Origin of the sequence: Acidovorax sp. (assembly GCF_046339755.1) — a bacterium.
Lineage (GTDB): Bacteria > Pseudomonadota > Gammaproteobacteria > Burkholderiales > Burkholderiaceae_C > Acidovorax.
In genome coordinates, this window is the sequence record NZ_JBKDTZ010000397.1 from 1 (window position 1) to 4,420 (window position 4,420).

5 protein-coding genes and 1 pseudogene are annotated in these 4,420 nt (G+C 62.4%); 1 reads left to right on the forward strand and 5 read right to left on the reverse strand.

All coding sequences use genetic code 11. The features are described from left to right. A partial coding sequence (locus ACK59X_RS33710) for a helix-turn-helix domain-containing protein (protein WP_409963719.1) occupies window positions 1-325 on the reverse strand: 325 nt, incomplete at its 3' end. A gap of 191 nt (window positions 326-516) precedes the next feature. On the opposite strand from ACK59X_RS33710, the gene ACK59X_RS33715 reads away from it, so the two are divergent. Next, window positions 517-1,974: an alpha/beta fold hydrolase gene (locus tag ACK59X_RS33715; RefSeq protein WP_108497019.1), complete on the forward strand. Its 1,458-nt coding sequence runs from the start codon at window positions 517-519 to the stop codon at window positions 1,972-1,974. Between the two features lie 30 nt (window positions 1,975-2,004). On the opposite strand, the pseudogene ACK59X_RS33720 reads toward ACK59X_RS33715, so the two are convergent. The 4 genes and pseudogenes from ACK59X_RS33720 to ACK59X_RS33735 all read right to left on the reverse strand — a co-directional run. Continuing rightward, window positions 2,005-2,178, reverse strand: a pseudogene (locus ACK59X_RS33720) (transposase); the annotation flags it as partial. Between the two features lie 168 nt (window positions 2,179-2,346). After that, complete coding sequence (locus ACK59X_RS33725) at window positions 2,347-2,982, reverse strand: ParB/RepB/Spo0J family partition protein (RefSeq protein WP_227740917.1); 636 nt, start codon at window positions 2,980-2,982, stop codon at window positions 2,347-2,349. Window positions 2,983-3,030: 48 nt separating this feature from the next. Continuing rightward, window positions 3,031-3,933, reverse strand: coding sequence for a helicase C-terminal domain-containing protein (locus ACK59X_RS33730; protein WP_059400345.1), 903 nt, complete (start codon window positions 3,931-3,933; stop codon window positions 3,031-3,033). Window positions 3,934-4,323: 390 nt separating this feature from the next. Next, window positions 4,324-4,420, reverse strand: a 97-nt coding sequence (locus tag ACK59X_RS33735; protein WP_409963722.1) for an IS3 family transposase, incomplete at its 5' end; no start/stop codon positions are given.

Here is a 4,420-nt window from a genome sequence, read left to right on the forward strand (position 1 = left end):
TCGCTGATTTGGCGGGTTGAGTGTTTCGCCGGTGCAGCCCATAGCCAACTCTGCTGGGTTTGTCCATCTGGGCGCAGCTCTGAAACTGAGGCTCGCCAGCGATCAAGTGTTGCTGGATCAACGCTGGCGGCGATGGCGGTGGCTTGAGTGCAGCCGCTCCGCCTTGCTCGAACAGGCGCAGTGCAGCGTTGACACCAGACCAACTCAGCCCGGTTTGCTCCACGATCTGCATCACGCCAACACCTTTTCGATGCAAACGGATAACTTGCTTGCGCCGTTCTTGCAGCACTTCCCGCGACTGCTTGCGTGCATCTTCTTTTTCCATGAACTTTGGAGTCAGGTCATCAACAAAAGTTGATGAATAAATTATGCCGAGTCTATAACTCCCGTTGACACAAGATTAGTTACCTAATATTATTTTCCTTAGGTGGCAAACTATGCACCTGAGGCTCGCAGTGGGTAGATTTCGTTTTCGACTGTTAGCGGGCGCCGACCAACATGTAAAAAGGAGACCACATGAAAAGTGAACCAAACCGGCAGGTGAGGGCAATCGGATCTATCAGTTGTCAATCGAGGCGCCTCGTCGGCGTGATAGCGGCAGCTGTACTAACGGCGTGCGGCGGAAGCGACAAGGACGCTGATGGTCCGCCGACACAGCAGGAAGTTGTAGTGACAGGATGCAATGGGACCGTTACCTATGTGGAGGCCGAGGGCGCCTTTGCAAACGGGTCGCCGTGGAGCATGCGTCGGCCAACAGGCTGGAACGGCTTGTTGATCAACGACCTTGACTATGTTCCCGCTAAGGACGGCGCGCGGAGTTGCTACTGGTTGCAGCGAGGCTACGCGCTTTCGGGTACCGGTCGAAATCCGCAAAGAAACTTTAACTATGATCCGGATCGAGAGCAGCAAGAGCTGATCTCGGTCATCGACATGTTCAACGCGCGCTATGGGAAGCCTACGAAGGTGATCCAGTATGGACACTCGGGCGGCGGCTTCGTTGCTCTAAATTTTGCCGAGCGCTATCCCGAGAAGGTTGATGGCGTTGTTGTAGGGTGCGCTCATGAGCCGGTACCACTCATGAACATGATGTTGGATGGGTGGTTCGTGCTGAAGACGCTGATCGCATCAGAATTGCAGGTCGTCGGCTTCTCCGATCTTGCTTCCGTAGCAGATCAATCTGCAAAATGGCGCGCCGCTCTCACGCTAGCTCAGCAGAGCCAGGAAGGTCGGGCTAGGATTGCGCTTGCTGCTGCAGTAGGCCAGTGGCCGGTGTGGAGCAATGCCACACGAGCTCAGCCAGATCCCTTCGATCTCGGTGCGCTTCAAAGTGCAGTCTTCGACACTGTGCTTCTCAACGCCGCCCAACCTGGAGGACAGTCTCGATTCATGTTTGAGCATGCAGGGACATCTCCGGCAGTTCGGCAACTCTCTTGGAATGCGGGCATCGACTACTCCCAACTTCTGGCCCGCGCCGAGCCGGCAGTCGGGCGTCTGGTGCTATCGCTTTACTCGACAAATGGACTCAATCTCCAGGCCGATCTTGCAACACTGCGGGACGCGACCCGTGTACAGGCGGAACCCGCCGCCTCGGCGTTCTGGAACGGGCCGGGACGAACAGTCCACGGCACACCCAAGATACCTTCCTTGCGGATGCATACAACAGGAGATAACGTGGTGCCTCCAAACATCATCGATTCGTATGTTCAGAAGATGCAGGCCAATGGTGGAGATGTGAGTCTCTACAGAACGACGATTGTTGACCGTGCGGGGCACTGTACGTTCGAGCCTTCAGAGTCAGCTGCGGCGATTGAGACAGTCTTGACTCGGATCAACACTGGGGTTTGGCCTGATGTCAGTCCAGCCGGAATGAACGCTAGGGCCAAAGCTCTCATACCCGCATCGGTGCCCGCGTTTGTGCCATACGAGCCAGCTCGGGCGAACCGGCCACAGAACAATCCTGCGGGCGGCCTCTAAACCGCGAGACAGGTGCCCGCAATGGCACCTTTCGGTTGCCAGGCCCTGCTTCTCAAGCAGGTGGCGGAACCGAAGGATCGTCGTCTCGTCCAGCAACCGCGCCACGGCCCTCAGCGCGGCGAACTGGCGGAACACGGGGATGTTGTGCAGAGACTGCTCCATCGCCGGGTCGCTCGGCGCGAACCATTGCTGCAGGTAGTGAACCGCCCCGGGGCGGTTCACCCGGACGATCGCACGCGTGACGCAGCGCACATTGATTACATGCCGCCTCGGACACCGCATAGGCCGGACGCAGATGTCCATCGAGAATGCCGTGGTAGCGGCCTCGGATCCTCGACACTCTCCCGGACTGAGAAGGCCTACACGATGCGATCAAAGCCGGCGGCCCGGCCTGAGCACTGATACGAATGCATAAGGTTCAACCTTTTCGCATGTCTGACCAGAAGCGGCGAAAACCAGGGAACCATCAGGCAGCCGGCGCGCATAGCGTCCGAGTTGGGACTTCGGCAAGGTCACCGGCACCTTCTGCGTCAGCACGCCGTCCTGCTTCTCCGGTGGGGTGCCCGAGAGCAGTTCGGCGTGGCCGAGTTGGATGCTGCGCGTAGTCAGCGCCTTGAGCACTGCGGGTGTGCAGGCCATCAGCGCGAGCCGCCGCTCCAACACCTCGGGCGACCAGCCCATGAGGCGGGCGGCTTCTTCCTTGTCGCCGCGCTGGCGCAGCAGTTGGCGCTGCGCGGCACGGGCTTCCTCGGCCGGCGACATGGCGGCGCGGTAGTAGTTCTCGATCACCGACATGGCCTCGGCCGCCTCGTCGCTGGCGTCCTTGATGACCACGGGCATGTCGTAGTCGTCGCCGAAGACGTTCCTTGCGGCTCTCCAACGGCGCTCACCGGCGATGATCTCGAAGAGGTCGGTGCCCAGCACAGGCCGCACGACGATGGGTTCGAGCACGCCGACCGCGCCGATGCCCTCCATATGGAGTTCATGGGTGGATCGGTGTTGGTCCACCCAGGATCTCCTACCGCGACGCACCTTCAAGAGCCGCCGCTGGCGCCGTCACGCGGCCGAACGATCGACCGTTGCCGCGTCGGATGGCAAGCCTGGCGCCGCGCCGCGCACACGTCGGTACGGCGGCAGGCCCGCCAGCAGGCGCCGGCCCCACGGCGTGCTCGCCAGCCGCGGATCCAGCACCGTGACGCGGCCGTGGTCCTCGGGCGTGCGCAGCAGCCGCCCCACCGCCTGCGCCAGCCGGATGCCGACCTCGGGGACGCTGCGCTCATGGAAGGCGGACCTCCCCTGCGCCTCGATCCACTCCCGGCGTGTCTGCTCGACCGGATCGTCGGGCACCGCGAAGGGCAACTTGACCACTACCAGGTGCGTGCAGTAGGCGCCGGGCAGGTCCACCCCCTCGGAGAGGCTGGCCAGACCGAAGAGGACCGAACGCTGGCCCTGGTCGATGCGAGCCTTGTGGCGCGCCAGCAGCTCGCGCTTGGACGTGCTTCCCTGCACGAGGATCTGCTCGCGCAGCGCCTCCGGCAGCGCATGCGCGACCTGATGCATCTGCCTTGCCGATGCGAACAGGACCAGAGACCCGGCTTGCGCCTCGAGCAGGGCGGGCAGCATGGCTGCCACCTCCTCGGTATGCGCCTGGGCATCGAGCGGATGGGAGCGCATGCGCGGCAGGTGCAGCTCGGCCTGCGCCGCATGGTCGAAGGGTGATGGCAGGCTGAGCGCATGCACCCCCTCCCATGCCTTCAGGCCAGCCTCTTCCATGAAGAGGTCGAACGAGCCGCAGGCCTGCAGCGTCGCCGAGGTCAGCACGGCAGCGCCGGCACGATCCCACAGCAGCGTGCGCAGGCGTTCTCCGCCACCGATCGGCGCAGCGCAGACGTGGAACTCTGTCGTCCGGCCCGCCCTGACCTCCTTGCCACCGCGCTCGATCCAGCGTGCCAAGGACATGTGCCACCTCGGCCATCATCACCAACTGCGCGCGGCGGCTGGCGAAGCCCGGCATGGCCTCGCGCAAGGTGCGCAGACAGGACTGCATGCGGGCTTTCTCTTCGTCGCTGAGCATGCGCCCAGCTTCTCGCAACAAAGCGCGTCTTCAAGGCCCGGCGCAGCGGGGCGTGGGTAGCCTGCAGCGCACCCGAGGCCACGCTGTGGCCCATACGCAGTTCACCAGGACTTGGTCGCCTGCACCGGGATAGAGGCAGGAACATGGCTATAACGCACGCCCTCGATCACGTGCATCGAGACAGCCTCGCACTCAATCGCCAGGTGGAAGGCTGGCCGCCAGTCCGGGGCCAGCATTGACCTTGCCCCTGTTTCGTGTAGTTCTTAACCCACGATTCACGCGGCCTTTTTGCGCTGTGCCTCGTACCAGCGTTGTTCGTACTGCATCGGGCTGAGGTAGCCCAGCGAGGACTGCAGCCTGCGGTGATTGTAG